General features: G+C 35.5%; 12 protein-coding genes, 1 CRISPR repeat array and 1 riboswitch. Of the genes, 10 read left to right on the forward strand and 2 right to left on the reverse strand.

Going from position 1 to position 16,677, the window contains the following annotated elements:
* Positions 1–135 precede the first annotated feature (135 nt).
* The 3 genes from JOC73_RS11400 to JOC73_RS11410 all read left to right on the forward strand — a co-directional run bounded on the left by JOC73_RS11400 (position 136) and on the right by JOC73_RS11410 (position 5,867).
* Positions 136–4,044 (forward strand): collagen binding domain-containing protein, encoded by a 3,909-nt coding sequence (locus JOC73_RS11400; protein ID WP_204403313.1) that lies wholly within the window; start codon positions 136–138, stop codon positions 4,042–4,044.
* Between the two features lie 138 nt (positions 4,045–4,182).
* On the forward strand, positions 4,183–4,908 hold the full coding sequence (locus JOC73_RS11405; RefSeq protein WP_204403315.1) for a class D sortase: 726 nt from the start codon (positions 4,183–4,185) through the stop codon (positions 4,906–4,908).
* 75 nt (positions 4,909–4,983) lie between these two features.
* A riboswitch (cyclic di-GMP riboswitch) is annotated at positions 4,984–5,065 on the forward strand.
* A gap of 13 nt (positions 5,066–5,078) precedes the next feature.
* On the forward strand, positions 5,079–5,867 hold the full coding sequence (locus JOC73_RS11410) for a transglutaminase-like domain-containing protein (RefSeq protein ID WP_243427954.1): 789 nt from the start codon (positions 5,079–5,081) through the stop codon (positions 5,865–5,867).
* 64 nt (positions 5,868–5,931) lie between these two features.
* On the opposite strand, the gene JOC73_RS15320 is transcribed toward JOC73_RS11410, so the two are convergent.
* The gene (locus tag JOC73_RS15320) at positions 5,932–6,054 is read right to left on the reverse strand and encodes a hypothetical protein (RefSeq protein WP_279381055.1); all 123 of its coding nucleotides are present in this window, start codon (positions 6,052–6,054) and stop codon (positions 5,932–5,934) included.
* Positions 6,055–6,218: 164 nt separating this feature from the next.
* Between JOC73_RS15320 and JOC73_RS11415 the strand changes: the two genes are divergently transcribed.
* From JOC73_RS11415 to cas2, 5 genes are all read left to right on the forward strand, one after another.
* Positions 6,219–6,722, forward strand: coding sequence for a DUF6141 family protein (locus JOC73_RS11415; RefSeq protein WP_204403318.1), 504 nt, complete (start codon positions 6,219–6,221; stop codon positions 6,720–6,722).
* Positions 6,723–6,818: 96 nt separating this feature from the next.
* A complete protein-coding gene (locus JOC73_RS11420; RefSeq protein ID WP_204403320.1) occupies positions 6,819–7,544 on the forward strand; it encodes a hypothetical protein in 726 nt (241 codons plus the stop codon).
* A gap of 205 nt (positions 7,545–7,749) precedes the next feature.
* A complete protein-coding gene (gene cas9, locus JOC73_RS11425) occupies positions 7,750–10,935 on the forward strand; it encodes a type II CRISPR RNA-guided endonuclease Cas9 (protein WP_204403323.1) in 3,186 nt (1,061 codons plus the stop codon).
* A 10-nt stretch (positions 10,936–10,945) separates the two neighbouring features.
* Entirely contained in the window at positions 10,946–11,806 is an 861-nt protein-coding gene (gene cas1 / locus JOC73_RS11430) for a type II CRISPR-associated endonuclease Cas1 (RefSeq protein WP_243427955.1), read from the forward strand.
* Positions 11,799–12,119, forward strand: coding sequence for a CRISPR-associated endonuclease Cas2 (gene cas2, locus JOC73_RS11435; protein WP_204403327.1), 321 nt, complete (start codon positions 11,799–11,801; stop codon positions 12,117–12,119). The genes cas1 and cas2 overlap by 8 nt, the downstream gene beginning before the upstream one ends.
* Positions 12,120–12,175: 56 nt before the next feature.
* Positions 12,176–13,661: direct repeats of the CRISPR family, unit length 36 nt; unit sequence ATTATAGCATGTCAGAAGGTTTAAGGATACTATAAC.
* 204 nt (positions 13,662–13,865) lie between these two features.
* Here cas2 and JOC73_RS11440 read toward each other — a convergent pair.
* Entirely contained in the window at positions 13,866–15,050 is a 1,185-nt protein-coding gene (locus JOC73_RS11440; protein WP_204403329.1) for a cation:proton antiporter domain-containing protein, read from the reverse strand.
* A 238-nt stretch (positions 15,051–15,288) separates the two neighbouring features.
* Here JOC73_RS11440 and JOC73_RS11445 point away from each other — a divergent pair, with 238 nt between their 5' ends.
* Both JOC73_RS11445 and JOC73_RS11450 read left to right on the forward strand, forming a co-directional pair.
* Positions 15,289–15,972: a deoxynucleoside kinase gene (locus JOC73_RS11445; RefSeq protein ID WP_204403331.1), complete on the forward strand. Its 684-nt coding sequence runs from the start codon at positions 15,289–15,291 to the stop codon at positions 15,970–15,972.
* A complete protein-coding gene (locus tag JOC73_RS11450) occupies positions 15,972–16,667 on the forward strand; it encodes a deoxynucleoside kinase (protein ID WP_204403334.1) in 696 nt (231 codons plus the stop codon). The genes JOC73_RS11445 and JOC73_RS11450 overlap by 1 nt, the downstream gene beginning before the upstream one ends.
* Positions 16,668–16,677 lie beyond the last annotated feature (10 nt).

Consider the following 16,677-nt stretch of genomic DNA (forward strand, 5'->3'; position numbering starts at 1 on the left):
TCAAAGGAGTATCCTCCCCTTATCTCGAATAAAAACTAAACAGACCATAGGACTAAAGTACTATTGATTAATATCTAAGATTTAAGGGAATAAAACTAAAGATATTCTTTTTAGGAATAGAAGGGAGAAATGAGGATGATAGTCAAATTAAAAAAGAGTACTGGGGGGCGTTTTTTTAGCTTATTAACTGCTTTAATGATGTTAGCCTATGGACTAATTCAGAGCACCAATTTTTTAGTGTATGCTGGCGTACCAGATCCATTGGCAGGCTTTGAGATTTCCGGGGCAACCATCACCCGCAACGGAGAGGAGATTAATGCAATTACATCGCCCCTAAAGCAAAATGAAACCATTAAGCTTTCCTACACATGGTCCATATTAGACACTGACCATGTTGCAGAGGGCGATACAATTTCAGTAGCTGTCCCTACGATACTGGATCTTGGGGAGGATAATATATCAGGAACCCTTTTGGGGGATGATGGAATGACTTCCTTTGGAACATGGGATCTTAATGTAAGCACTAGTCAACTGAGCCTAAGCCTTAGTAGTGTTCCTGCTAGCCTTAGTAATGTACGGGGGACAGTGGAGTTTACCCTAAACTTTAGAGCCCATGAAGAGATTGTAGAGGTACCCTATGAGATAAGAATCCCCCTCAGTGGAGGTCTTGAGAAGACCTATACTGTGAGTTTTGAAATACCAGGCGGTGTATCCCTTGATAAAACTGGAGCACAAAGTGGGATGGATCCAAACACCATTACTTGGCAGGTGGATATCAATAAGAATCTCCTGACAGTAAGCACTCCAGTGATTACCGACGAAATAGATCCCCTATTAGATTATGTGGATGGTTCAATCGAAATCTATAAGCTGAAGGCCTTTTCCAATGGCACCTATTCGCAAGAAGCCACCCCCATTGATGGAAGCTTATATACTACGAATTATGGGGGGAATCAACTAACCGTAAGCTTTAACGGGGAAATCGATGGTGCATACCGATTAATCTATGATACCACCATCGATTCAGACCAAATAGATACCTCCAGGACCTCCTTTAATTACAGAAATGATGTAAGCTACAATGGCGTAAAGGATTCTGCTACGGTCAATATAACCCGTGGTGCATTACTTGTTAAGGATGGAACAGCGGATAAAGCCTACAATGCAGATCATATAACATGGTCAATCAGCCTCAATCAGGCCCTGTATCCCCTTAAAAATGTAAGTGTTGAGGACAATATCCCTAGCGGACTGGGACTTGATATTGCCAGCATAAATGTATATCGTATGCCTGGTAAGGTTTTGGTCGATCCAGCTGCCTATTCCCTTTCCTTTAATGGAGATAATACACAGTTTACAGTAGCTTTAGGGGATATCAATCAAGAATATGTAGTGGAGTATGTGACAGACATTAATGTTGAGGAAAAGAAAAATAACAATGGAAGCCTTGCCTTTACCAATAACGCTAAGCTTTATCAAGGTTTAATAGGTGATATAAAGACGAATACCACTTCAGATACAGTGAACATCACAAAAGGAAGGATCCTACAGAAGTCTGGTAGTGCAACAATCAGTTATAATGATGATAAAACAATTACTTGGACGACGGATGTTAACCTGGCGGAAGTAGATTTGGGAACGGTCGCCTTTACGGATTCAATTATAGGAGAGCATAAACTAGATGAAGCCTTTGGTATTCAGGTTTACCCCATCACCATAGACCATACTCAAGCCTCCAACAACCTGACGATAGGAGCTCAATTGTCGGAGGGCACAGATTATCATTTGACCACCGTTGGATCTGATCCAATAAAGGAATTTAGCTTAGACTTTGGAGGAAACATTACACAACCTTACCGTATCGTATATCGCACCATCATTACTGAAAAAACGACCCAAACATTTACTAACACAGCCTATATAGGAGCGAATGATGGTACACCAGATGCTACTGGTAGCGTAAGTCCCACCATTGTCAATACATTTTCTAAATCCTATACAGGGGTGGATTTCGTAACGAAGGAGTTAAATTGGCGACTTAATGTTAATCCAGTACAGCAAGGGATCAATAATCTAATGATTACCGATACCTTAAGCGAAGGATTGGTCATGTCTAATGATCAAATTGCAGCTCTATCAGTGAGAAAGGGTGGGGTGGAGTTAATTAAGGATACTGATTATACCATCTCTGAGACAATTGTTGATGGTAAAATAAAAGGATTTGAGATGAGCTTTTTATCGGAGGTAAATGATGCTGAATATGTGGTTACCTATAGCACTTTTATGGACTTAGATGTATTATCAAATAATGGTCATCTAAAATATGATAACACTGCAGAATTTTCCATTGATGGGGGCAGTACTACAAGAAAAGCGACACCTGGATTTAACAATATCATCCTGCATAATGGAAGTAAATCAGGAGTCCTTGATGCCAATCAAAAACAGCTCCACTGGACAATCAATACTAATCATCTATCAAAAAATATCGATGATTTCGAAGTGATGGATACGATACTGGGCAATCAAAAATTAGTGCCAGGCTCAGTTGAAATATATTCCTATAGCCTTGATGGGGCGGGCAATATTACAGTGGGAGCTCTTGTGGATCCAGTGTTAGAAGGCTTTACAATAGAAGAGGGGGGTGATGGTAGTTATTTTAAAGTAATTTATCCTCCTTTAATCAATTCACCTTATTTAATTAGATATTCTACTGAATTTACAGGTATTTCACAAACTACTTATGCAAATGTAGCCGTCACAAATAAAAATGAGAGTTATTCCACAAATGTTTCCTATTCAGATGGTAATAAATTTGTCTCTAAGACCGGCACTAGAAATGGGATAACGTCAGTGGATTGGACGATTACATTAAATAAGAGCCAGTCCACCATTGCTGCATACACCTTGACTGATCGTTTGAGCGAAGGATTAGAATTAGTTGAAGATAGTTTTGTAGTAAGGAGGAAGGATGGAACAGTAGTGGATTTTGACACGATTTTTAGATTAAATGTCCATCCAAGGGTCCTCGCGATAGAACCCCAATCCTTTGATTTGATCTCAAGAATTCCCATTACTGAAACCTATACCATTACCTACACAACCAATATCATTATTGATGAAATACTGGAAAATAGGGTATCCAATAATATCACCTTTGTTGGAGAGCAAGTCGTTAGTGGAGTAAGACAGGATACTGTTACCATAATCCATACCTTCATCACTGGATCTGGTACGGGGGTCGGTGAAGTGGGTAGCTTTAAATTGATCAAGGAGAATGCTACAGGTGAACGTTTACCAAATGCAAGATTTGAGCTCTATAAGGGTGCTAAATACATTGGTGTCGTCAACACTGATATAAACGGGGAATTAGAGGTTAATCGCTTAAAATATGGCAACTACATTTTAAAGGAAGTTCAAGCACCAGTAGGCTATAGACTATTGGCGGATAATGTAGAAGTGAACATTAGTAGTCCGATTCAAGAGGTGGTTACTGTGGTAAATACTAAAAATCCGCCTCCAGTCATCATTATCCCTGAGCCTCAACCAGAGCCGGAACCAACGCCAGAGGAACCAATAGAGGAGGAGCCAGAAAAAGAGCCAGAAGAAGAGCAGGAGCCGCCGGTTGAACCAGAGGAGGAAGCTGATGAAGAACCAGTAAAAGAAACAGTTGAAACGAAGACAATGCCTAAGGAGACTCCGACACAGGGCAAAATTGAGGTACCAGATAAGGGTGTTATTACAATCAGTGAAGAACCCCAAAATGGTACTGTAACAGTAGATAAAGAGGGGAATTGGACCTATACACCTGATCCTGATTTTATAGGTAAAGACCAAATCAAGATTAGCATAACTGATGAAGAGGGGAATTTAGAGGAAATTATCTTTGAAATCCTTGTAGAAGAGATTCCAGAGGGGGCACCAGATATAACGGATTTACCAGAAGAGCTCCCTAAGACAGGAGAAACAAATCGGATTTGGTTTTATCTCTTAGGGATCGCCATGATGATTACTGGCTATACCCTTCGTAAAAGATTTAGCTAGATGACTAAGGAAGCAGAGAAAAGTATCTAATGCTTAACAAACTTACTTAGCAGAGAGAAATCTCTGCTTTCTTATTTTTTAGTGGGATGTCGTGATAAGTAAATGATGTATGATTAGGGTCTAGAGGAAGGAAAACCTATGAAAAAGAAAATGATGACATTGTTTATGATATTAGGTTTCATTGTTATGATCTATCCATTGATAATGGATATGTACTATAACCAACAGCAAAAAAGACTGTTGGAGGATTGGCAGCAAATTAATGATAATATTGAAAATGAAAATCTACAAGTTGAAAATGATACGCTAGGGGAAATGGAATATGAGATGATGGAGCTGATTAGGACCTCCACTGAATCCTCTACAGAGGAAGTGGATCGTGGGGCAAAGGTAGCTACTGAAACACAAGAATTAGAAAAAGAAAAGTTAGAAAGAGAAAAGAGAGAAAAGAGGGCTAATTATCTTAAAGCAAACATGGAAGGTACTCTAAAGATAGAAAAGATTGATTTCCACCAACCTATTCTATCGGGTGCAACAAAGCAAAATTTAGATATATCAATCTCAAGTATGAAGAACTCTGGGAAACCAGGGGAGGATGGGAATTATGTCATTGCAGGACATAGGAGTCATACCTATGGGAGGAACTTCAATCGCCTAGATGAGGTTTCAATTGGTGACCTACTGGTGGTTGAAACTGATAAAGAAACATTTAATTATAGGGTAGTAGAAAAATTTTTAGTTAATCCTGATGAAACTTGGGTGCTAAAGAGAGATAAAGGAGTCAAAGAGATTACCTTAATTACATGTGATCCAATGATTAACCCAAACAAAAGATTAATTATAAAGGGTCAAATACTCAAATAAGACTATATACCTATATACATGGACTAAATACTATGGTAAAATTAAGTAAAATAATATTTGGTTGAAAATACTTTTCAACGATAAAGGCAAACTTAGCGAAAGCTAAGGACGCAAAACTATAGGGCCTTCCTTAGAAAGATGGCAGCCAGTTACCGAAAGGAGAGTTTTTTATGTTTAGAAGAATGATTACAGGATTAATGGTTATTGTTATTGTATTGACAACTATGGGAGTATCCTTTGGACAGGAGATTGAGCTACTGGATACATTGCAGCTACAAAAAGGAATTATCAGAGTCAAATACACAGCAAAGGAAGATAGTCAAATTAAAGTAATGGTACAAAAAGGGGAAAACAAATATGTTTATGGTCTTACGGATACTGTGACATTACCACTTCAATTTGGAAATGGAGACTACACAATCAGTATTTTAGTAAATGTAGAGGATAATAAATATAAAATGGTTAAGCGGGAAAAGATCTCATTGAATCTAAAGGACAGTAATGATGTATTTCTAAATTCAATAGATCGCATTGAATGGAATACTGAAATGAAGGCGATCCAAAAGGCAAAGCAACTGACTCAAAATTTAAAGAGTGATGAGGAGAAGGTCAAAGCAATTTATCAATACATTGTTGAAAATTTTAAGTATGACGATAAAAAGATAAATAAAATTACCAGTGACTACCTTCCAAATATCGAAGCGGTCTATGGTGCATCCTCTGGATTGTGCTATGATTACGCAGCTTTATTTGCAGCGATGCTTAGAAGTGTAGGTGTTCCAACAAAGCTTATGATGGGGTACAAAAACGATATCAAGTCCTATCATGCATGGAATAGTGTATACATTAAAGAGAAGGATCAATGGTTTACAATTGATACTACCTATGATTCCATCAGTAGGAACAAGGGGACCATCTATAGGGCCAGTTCCGACTATAAAATAGTAAAATACTATTAAGTAGATTAATATAAAATAAAAAAACCCATGTAGGGTTTTTTTTATTTTATAGCTTAGTCTCCACCTAAAAATTCACCAAGAATACCACCACCGATACCACTGATACCACGTTTTTTCCCAAACCTTCCCCACCAAATAGCGCATTCTTAAATCCCCAAACAACCACTGTCCAATTTGAGAACTTCACCTCTAGACAATTCTCTTTCGAGTTTATAAATATTTGCAAAATGAAAGCAATATAAAGGAAAATAATCTAGAGAGTAGAATATAACTATAATGAGTAGATAACATTTTTACTTCCATTGGAAAAAATCACTGGAAGGAATAATTAGTGTAGAGGAGAGATTGAGGATGGAAAACAAAGTTTTATTTAGGGAGACACAGAAGTTTAGATCTGTAATTTTATGGGTGTGTTTTGCATTAGTGATAGGATCGCTATTGTATAGGTCTATTCAACAGATTGTATTTGATATTCCTTTCGGTGATAAACCATTTTCAGATACGGGTTTAGCTATGTTCTTTATTTTTTTTGGTATTGGATTTCCTGCATTTTTTTATTTCTTGAATCTCACAACTGAAGTGAGAAATGATGGTATCTATTATAAATTCAGTCCTATGCATATAAAATGGCAAAGGATTTCTTTTGAAGAAATTGAGGGTTGTGAAGTTAAAAAGTATAGGCCCTTTAGAGAATATGGAGGCTATGGAATTAGATATACCCTGAAGGGAAAAGCCTATAATGTTTCAGGAGTGATGGGGATTCAACTTCTATTGAGGAATGGAAAAAGAGTTTTGATTGGAACACAAGAACCCGATAAGTTTATGGATGCAATAAATAAAGCAAGAGCCCTATAGGAAATTTAATCATTATTAGAACATGTAAATTATAATCTTAAAGCAATGCTAAGGGGAATTTAGTTTGAACTAATACAATGGTTGGAGGGAGCGTATATGATTAATAATGCAAAGAAAGAATCAGTCTTGCTATTGATATTTTTATTAATGATAATCGGTCCGACGATTAACAGCTATAGTAATTCAGCAGAGCCACCATCAATATTAATCATAGTTCCTGATGCCCCCGATGATTTAGAGATAAGTATCAGGGTTAAGAATAAAAGTGTTAAGGCTAGAAAAACAGACAAAATGATAGAGACCTACTTTACCTTTTATTATATGGAATTCAGTAGGGTGGATAATTACAACCTATGGGTTCAATCGGAGGGCAGAGAATTTCAGATTTCAATTGAGGCCCCCCTCAAAATGTATAACAATGTATATACCTTAGACATAAATAATCAATCAATAACCAAAGGAAAATCCTTAGGTAGATCCATCACTTTAGTGTCCATAAGGATAGCCTTCACGCTATTGATTGAGGGAATTATTTTTTATCTATTGGCATTTAGAACTAAGAAATCTTGGTCTATTTTTCTTGTCGTTAACCTAATGACTCAAGGGCTTTTAAACATCTGGATAAATGGTTTTTCTCCTATGACAAGCTACATAATCTTCTCTTTATTCTTTTGGGAGATAATCATATTGATAATAGAATTGATGGTATTTTTAAAGTTGTTGAGGGAGAATAATCGGTTAGTCCAAATATCCTACGTGATACTAGCAAATTTCCTAAGCTTGTGGGCAGGAGGCTATCTCATTACAGTGTTACCTATTTAAGAAATAAGAATAGAAGCTATTGTAAGTCTGATGTGAATGGTACAATAAAGTGAAATAGCAAAATTATTCTAAAATGTCTTGTTAATATAGAAATAGTACTTATTTATAGATGTATATCTTTAAGTATGTATCATGGAAGATAACTTTAATAGAAATAGGGAATAGAGAGGGGGATAAGAATACATAGGTATTCTTAAACAAAATAATGAAATATACTTTGGGATTAGATTTAGGAGTGGCATCAGTCGGATGGTCAATTTTAAATTTGGAGCAAAATCGAATAGAGGATTTAGGGGTAAGAGTCTTTCCAAAATCCGAAGATCGCAGTGCTAATGCTTTAAATACAAAAAGAAGAGAAAGTAGACTAACAAGAAGAACAATTAGAAGAAAAAAAGGAAGATTACAAGCAGTCAAGGATTTATTTGTTAAGGAAGGGCTTATAGATATTGGAGAAAGAGATCAAGTCTTTACTACAAGTAAGGGACAGATTGATGTATGGCAGTTAAGGAAAGAGGGACTAGATAGGCTATTAACAAATGAAGAATGGGCTAGGGTACTATTTCATATTTGTAAAAGAAGAGGCTTTAAATCAAATAGAAAGACAGAGGAAGAAACTGATAAGGAAGCAGGGAAAATGCTTACTGCCATAAATAAAAACATTCAACAACTAGAAAAATATAGAACTGTAGGGGAAATGTTCTTTGATGATGAGAAATTTAAGGAACAGAAAAAAAATCGAGGTGGAGATAATTATATCGCCACTATTCGACGTAATGCATTAGAGGAAGAGATTAATATTCTATTTGAGAAACAAAGCAATCTTAAAAATTCATTCTCTAGAAATGAATTCAGAAATCAGTACTTAAATATATTTAATTATCAAAAGAGGCCATTATCCTTTGAAGAAATATTAGACAAAGTAGGTTACTGTACTTTGGAGAGGGAAGAGAAAAGAGCTGCTAGAAATAGTTATTCAGCTGAAATGTTTCAATTGTTATCTGAAATAAATCATCTGAGATTACTCGATGAAAATGGAGCAAAGATACAGCTTTCAGAGGAACAACGACAACAGTTAAAGGAATTAGCCTTTAAACATAAGCTAGTAAAATATTCACAGATACGTAAGGCTTTAAAATTATCCTCAGACACATTATTTGTAGGACTCAATTATAAAGATGAAAAAGCAGAACAAAGGAAGTTTATTGAGTTCAAGGGTTATTATGAATTAAAACAGAGTGTAAAAGGCTCTAAAATAGAGAAAGATGTATTAAGCAATACAGCGTTAATGGATGAGATTATTACTATACTAACCTTCTGTCAATCGGACGAAGAAATTGTAGAACGATTAAAGGCTATCAAGGGATTAAATATTGAAGATGAAATAATGGAGAAGTTGAAAAAAGTAAATTTTACAGGTGTAAAGCATATCTCCATCAAGGCTATTAAAAAATTATTACCTTATTTAGAAGCAGGGGAGAGCTATTCAGCCGCTTGTGAACGAGCAGGATACAGTATAAAAGCTGAATCCAAGAATTATTATAAATTACCTACCCTTGAAGAAGCAGGGATGATGGACAGAATTACTAATCCTGTGGTAATTAGGACACTTTCTCAGGCTAGAAAAATAATCAATTGTGTGATAGAGAAACATGGTTCTCCTTACTACATTAATGTTGAAGTAGCAAGGGATTTAAAGCATAGTAAATCACAAAAGGAGGATATACAAAAAAATCAAAAGAAGAATGAAAAGTTGAATGAACAGGCAAAGCAAGATATAAGGGTGGAATTTAATCATTCCCCCAATTGGGAGGATATAGTGAAGTGGAGACTGTGGAAGGAACAAGAGTATAGATGTATGTATTCTAAACAATCTATACCCTGCCATAGGTTATTCGAACCAGGTTATGTTCAAATTGACCATATTATTCCTTATAGTAGATCATTTGATAATAGTTATAACAATAAGGTGTTGGTACTGACAGACGAAAATCAAAATAAATCAAATAAAATTCCATTTGAGTATTTCCAATCTAACAATACAACAATTCCTTGGGAAGAGTTTGAAGCCTTTGTCAGAGTTCTTAAACTTCATGGAAAGAAGAAGGAGTTTTTATTAAAGACCAATTTAACCCAAGAGGATGAACAACAGTTTAAAGAAAGAAACTTGAATGATACCAAATACATATGTAAAGAAATTAGTAAATTTATTAGAGAAAATCTTAAGTTTGCAGAAGGAGAAGAAAAAATAAGAGTAAGGATGGTAAAGGGGCAGATCACCAGCCTACTAAGGAAAGAATGGGGACTACGTAAGGATCGTAACAATGGAGACTTACACCATGCACTGGATGCAACAGTAGTGGCAACTGTGTCTCAAAAGGTAATACAAAAAATAACTCTTAATAATCTGTACAAAAAAGATGGAAAAAACAATGAAATATGGACTAATTTTAGGGAGGAATTAATTGCGAGATTATCACTTGAGCCCAGTAAAGAACTGGAAAAATTACAGTTGGATAGTTATAAGGACGTTGAAATAGATAAAATCAAACCAATAGTCGTGTCTAAACCACCTCAAAGAAAGGTGACGGGTGCTTTTCATGAAGAAACTGTCTATTCAGCAAAATATCAAAATGAAGATAAAGGTGGACATTATAATGTTCAAAAAGTTCCCCTAAATCAGGTTAAATACTCTGAATTATTGTATACTTTAGAATTGCCAAAGGATGAGTTAATCTATAAAAATCTAGTAAAATCAAATCTAGATATTTACGAAGCAGTAAGGAAAAGGCTAGAGGAAAATGATCAGGATTCTAAAAAAGCATTCGAAAAACCTTTATATAGAAAGAATGGACCACAAATAAAAAAGATTAAAATTGTTAAGCCAAAAGCAATAAAAAATACAATGAAAGTAAGGAACGGAATCGTAAAAATAGATACGATGGTAAGAGTAGATATTTATGAGAAGAATAATGAGTACTATGCTATCCCAATCTACGCTATTGATGTAAAAAAGAAGAAATATCCACAGGAATTGCTAAAGTCGACCAAATGGTGTCCTTTGGATAGTAATTTTCATTTTGTCATGAGTCTATATAAGAATGAAATGATTGGATTCAAGATAACGGATGGGGATACGGAAGTAAGTAAAATGGGGTATTATTCTAGTTTTGATAGAAGTAATAGTAATTTAAAGATTGAATTAATAGAAAAAAGTGGATATTATGCTGATTTTGTGGGAAAAATTGAAATATATAAAAAAGATGATTTAAACAAAACCCTTGGTCAGCTTAAACAAATTAAGAAATACGAAGTGACTCCTTTGGGTGAAGTTTATGAAATGAAAAAGGAGAAGTGTCGGGAAGATGTCATGGCGGAGTTTATTCATAAGTAATCCAGCAATATTGAAAGTAAGCAAGAATCAATTAGTGATACAGCAAGGGGCTGAGAGTATACCAATACCATTAGAAGATATTTCTGTTATTGTAATAGAGACAAGTCAAGCCACAATTACAACAGCCTTAATGAGTAGGTTAGCAGATGATAAAATTGCTGTTTTTTTCTGTGATGAAAAACATATCCCTAATAGTGTTGTAATACCTTTCCAATCTCATAGTCGACAAAATAAAATATTAAATACACAAATTAGTTTATCGAAACCTTTTATAAACAGATGTTGGCAAATGATTATAAAGCAAAAAATCACTAATCAGTCAGAATGTCTAAGGTTGCTTAAAAGAGTTGGATACAACCAGTTGTGTCAAATAGCTACGCAGGTACAATCAGGCGATAAGACTAATAGGGAAGCCTATGCTGCAAAGCTATATTTCAACTGCTTATTTGAGAACTTTACGAGACATGGTGATGATACAACAAATGCTGCTTTAAATTTTGGATATGCCATCTTAAGAGGTGCTATAGCTAGAACTTTGACAGCCTATGGATTTATACCAGCTTTAGGAATACACCATTGTAGTGAGTTAAATAATTTTAACTTGGCAGATGATTTTATTGAAGCCTATAGACCTTTTGTTGATCTTTGGGTTGTAGAAAATATTGACGAAGGTACAGAATTTAGTAGAAGTATAAGGAGTAATTTACTAAATATACTAAACTACGATTGTCTATTTGATGGGAAAAAGCAAAAAATATTAAGGTCGATTGATATGATGATTTCCTCTTTTGTTAGTGCTTGTAATAATATGAATTTCGAGAGTTTAAAATTACCAGAGCTTATTCCTCTGGAACTCCATAGTTATGAGTAAGTTTATGCGAATACTAGTATTGTTTGATCTGCCTACAAAAGAGGAAAAGGAACGAAAGGAATACCAAAGGTTCAGAAAGTTTTTAATTGAGGATGGTTATGATATGATGCAATACTCAATCTATATGAGGATTTGCAATGGATTAGACTCTGTGGATAAGCATATAAAAAGATTAAAATGTAATCTACCACCAAGAGGGGCTATAAGATGCTTAACCATAACTGAAAAGCAATTTGCCAGCATGTTGTTACTGTTAGGTAAACCATCAAAAAAAGAAGAGAAAATTAGAGTTGAACAGCTAAGTTTGTTCTAAATTTCAAGAATAAAACCCTTGAAACATTTGATATTTCAAGGGTTTTGCCTTGTGCTATTATAGCATGTCAGAAGGTTTAAGGATACTATAACCGTCCACAAACTTAGCCCATGCACCTTGCAATTATAGCATGTCAGAAGGTTTAAGGATACTATAACTGGTATCAACATTATTTCTCTCACTCGGTTATTATAGCATGTCAGAAGGTTTAAGGATACTATAACGTAGTTAAAGACTATGCAACTATAAATAATATTATAGCATGTCAGAAGGTTTAAGGATACTATAACAATCATTGTATCATATATTATTCTATAATGATTATAGCATGTCAGAAGGTTTAAGGATACTATAACTTAAAGGCTACTGAGCCCATTTTATAGGTTATTATAGCATGTCAGAAGGTTTAAGGATACTATAACTATCACACAATTCACTAAGAAAAAACTTGGATTATAGCATGTCAGAAGGTTTAAGGATACTATAACTCTATCTTGCCCTCTTTCCCCTTTGTGTTTATTATAGCATGTCAGAAGGTTTAAGGATACTATAACTAATAACTCTTTTTGCTTCCTGCTCAGCCTATTATAGCATGTCAGAAGGTTTAAGGATACTATAACTGGATGCCCTTGGACAACTTAGCATTGATGATTATAGCATGTCAGAAGGTTTAAGGATACTATAACAGGTAACTGAATATGCTTTGCTATCTCAATTATAGCATGTCAGAAGGTTTAAGGATACTATAACACTCTCGGCTACATTCTTAATTAAGCTGAAATTATAGCATGTCAGAAGGTTTAAGGATACTATAACGATTAAGTCTGCTACGTCTGGCATATTAGAATTATAGCATGTCAGAAGGTTTAAGGATACTATAACAGAGGAAGAAGTACTTAAAAGAATGAAGGAATTATAGCATGTCAGAAGCTTTAAGGATACTATAACAAGATAATAGTGCAGTGTTAGTTGCTGGGAATTATAGCATGTCAGAAGGTTTAAGGATACTATAACCTAATAAAGGAAGGTGACTCAACTGGTTAAATTATAGCATGTCAGAAGGTTTAAGGATACTATAACGCGCAGGCTGCCTTAGTTTGGCCTAAGAAAATTATAGCATGTCAGAAGGTCTAAGGATACTATAACGCTTTTGTTGCTATTGATATTATATTCATTATTATAGCATGTCAGAAGGTTTAAGGATACTATAACAGGGAGGTGGTGTTCATGGTAACAGAGCAAATTATAGCATGTCAGAAGGTTTAAGGATACTATAACTTCTATGCTGCTATGGCCTAACATTTCTTTATTATAGCATGTCAGAAGGTTTAAGGATACTATAACTAATATTAGTGTAGCAATAATTAAAAAAAAATTATAGCATGTCAGAAGGTTTAAGGATACTATAACTCTTTGGTGTATAGGGAAAGTGAGCAAAGGATTATAGCATGTCAGAAGGTTTAAGGATACTATAATTCCTCCATCACATTTGAATTGCTTTTTATAATTATAGCATGTCAGAAGGTTTAAGGATACTATAACTCCAATATAACTCTACCTCCTTTCGACGATAAGTCGGAATAATTAAAATATTAATAGGAAAATAATTGACATCTGTTTAAATCTATGATAACCTGTATATACATTATGGCATGTCAGAAGGCTATAAGGTAACTATAACAAAAAAGTAACGTAAGGTATCCCCTATCCAACAGATAGGGGTATCCTTTTTTTTTGCCCCTTCAGTCACCCCACACTTCTCAACCATCTTTCCCCAGTAGCCTTGATCCCAATCGCCCCTAAGGGTGCAGTCACCAATATAGAAAGGACAGCGATTGCCAAAATCACTTCACCAGATTGCACCCCCATAGCCAGCGGTACAGCTCCAATGGCGGCTTGAACAGTGGCTTTAGGAATATAAGAAATTACACAAAAAAGCCGCTCCTTCCTGTTGAGATTTGTACCAGCAAGGGAAATCAGTACCCCGATACTCCTAGCCACTAGACCAATTGTGATAATGATTATGCCGACAAAACCTGAATCAATGGCCACATAAATATTCACCTCTGCCCCCACCAGTACAAACAACATGATTTGAGCAAATACCCAAATCTTATTAAACTTACTACCCACCCGTGGGGCAACCTCAGGATATTTCTCCATTAGAACAAAACCGATGGTCATTACCCCCAGTAGGCTGGCGATGGGGACTAAGCCCTCTAATGGGGCCTCTAGGCTATTAAAAACAATAGCAGTCCCTAGGATAACCAAGGCCTTGTTGGTATCCCTCATGGAATATTTTCTAAACAGGTGCACAAGTAGAAGCCCCAACAATACCCCTAAAACAATCCCAAGGACGATAGATAAAGGAATATTGAATAGCTGTCTCAATAGGTTAATATGATTTCCCCCATACAATCCTAGAAAAGTAGTGAAGAGGGTAATAGCAATCACATCATCCACAGAAGCCCCTGCCAAAATCAATGTAGGAATCCCCTTATCCTCTCCAATTTTACGATTTATCAAATCCAGCATTTGAGGAACAATCACCGCTGGAGAAACAGCAGCAATGATGAATCCAAGGATACCAGCCTCTATGTAGGAGAACCTTATCAAATATCGTGCAATCACCATGATGGTAAATCCTTCAAGGAGACCAGGGATAAAACTCATTTTGATGGCTGGGACACCGACTTTGTTTAATGTCCCTTTGTTAAGACCTAATCCTGCCCTTAACAGAATGATGATTAGAGCAATTCTCCGAAGATCAGCTGAGATTGTTAGTAGTTCTTCATTAATTAAGTTTAGACCATATGGGCCCATCAAGATTCCCAACATCAACATCCCCAAAAGTCCTGGGAGCTTTATTTTTTCAAAGAGGCTATTAAATGTAAGCCCTAAAAGAATAATCATTGCAAGACCTAAAGCCATTTTTCATTCCTCCTAATCCATCTAATCAATATTCTTACCATACCATAGGTTTCCAAAGCTTATCAAGGTTAATATTTCTTAGTCGACATCAACTCTTTATGGAAATCAGAGAAAAAAGAAGAATAAAGTCGAGACTATTCATTTTTTGTACCCTATAGGGGGAGATAACATTTGTATCCTACCATATAAAGTAGTAATATATACTTTGCATACAAAATATAGTATGGAGGGAATATAAATGTCTGAAGCTAATCAAAGTGTTGCCAAGAAGCTATTTATTTCTGTTGAGGGACCTATTGGTGTAGGAAAAACCACCCTTACAAAGATTTTATCAAAACATCTGAATGCCTTTTCCCTTAGAGAAATCGTAGAGGAAAATCCTTACCTAAAAAACTTTTATGAAAATATAGAAGAGTACGCATTCCAAACAGAAATGTTTTTCTTATGTAATCGAATTAAGCAACTGGAGGATGTTGAAGAGCATAAACTGGCGAAGGGTGTATCGGTGGTAGCTGACTATAATATCATCAAGAACCTAATCTTTGCAGGACTGACCCTAAACCTTAATCAGTTTCAAAAATATAAGCAAGTATATTCTATCTTGGTGGAAAGTCTCCCACAACCAGATATTATCATATATCTACATGGGCATACTGATTTACTAATGAAGCGTATAGAATTGAGGGACAGACCCTTTGAAAGAAATATGAGTAGGCAGTACATACAAAACTTAAGTAATGAGTATGAGCATTACTTTGCTCCCTGTTCATTAAAGCATTACTTTACCACAAAGATTCCAAAGCTAATTCCTGTGAATGTAGACAACAAAGACTTTATTAATAATCCAAAGGATCTGGAATACATCCTACAGGAAATCAACAGAGTAGTGGAAGGTACTGCGCCACTAAGGGAGGTAAAATGATGCTGACAAAACTAATTGTACACGATGAATATGTACCGAAAAATCGAAAGCCAAATGATGGTTATTTCATTACCATATCAGGAAATGTTGGGGCTGGCAAATCCACCTTTACAAATATAATAGGGAATGCCTTAAAGTTTAATACCAGTTATGAAAAGGTTGTTGGAAATCCATACCTTGAGGATTTTTATGCTGACCAAGCCCGTTGGAGCTTCCACTTGCAGCTGTATTTCTTAAGTCAAAGATTTCAAGATCAAAAGAGAATTGGTGAATTAAATGAGAACCATATACAGGATAGAAGTATCTATGAGGATGTGGAGATTTTTGCTAAATCCCTTTACGAAACAGAAAAGATGTCCCAACGGGATTTTGACACTTACTCAGAGCTTTTCCATTGCATGATGACCCCATATCTTGTAAAACCTGATTTAATGATTTATCTCGATGGGAGTATTGAAACAATTTTAAGTCGGATCAACCAAAGAGGTAGAGAAATGGAGAAAAAGATTCCTACTGAATATTGGTTAGGTCTGCACAATCGATATAAAGAGTGGATTAGCAACTACAAGGAATCCCCTGTGCTGGTTGTTAATATAGATCAAGTAGACTTGATAGAACACCCCCATCAAATAGAGGTGCTGACTACAGAAATTAATAATATACTTAATAACTATCAAAATATTGTAGCTGGATGAGTGAATAATA

Source organism: Alkaliphilus hydrothermalis, assembly GCF_016908555.1.
GTDB lineage: Bacteria > Bacillota > Clostridia > Peptostreptococcales > Natronincolaceae > Alkaliphilus > Alkaliphilus hydrothermalis.